Origin of the sequence: Marinobacter sp. bablab_jr003 (genome assembly GCF_016464245.1) — a bacterium.
GTDB lineage: Bacteria > Pseudomonadota > Gammaproteobacteria > Pseudomonadales > Oleiphilaceae > Marinobacter > Marinobacter vinifirmus.
In genome coordinates, this window is the sequence record NZ_JADARC010000008.1 from 1 (window position 1) to 250 (window position 250).

The window sequence follows — 250 nt, forward strand, 5'->3', positions numbered from 1 at the left end:
CCTTGATTGAGCAACAGCTCAAACGCTCTTTAACAAGTTAACCAAGTAATTCGTGTGGGCGCTGGCCGAGGTATTTCGGATACGAAATATCAGGACAGTGACTCGTCGAAAATTGAGTTTTGTCTTGAGCAAGAATTAAGAGCTTTCGGGTTCTTGTATGATTTAAACTGAAGAGTTTGATCATGGCTCAGATTGAACGCTGGCGGCAGGCTTAACACATGCAAGTCGAGCGGTAACAGGGGGTGCTTGC

General features: G+C 45.6%; 1 rRNA gene. It reads left to right on the forward strand.

From position 1 onward, the window contains the following. Positions 1 to 164 precede the first annotated feature (164 nt). A 16S ribosomal RNA gene (locus H3Z84_RS00050) occupies positions 165 to 250 on the forward strand; the annotation flags it as partial.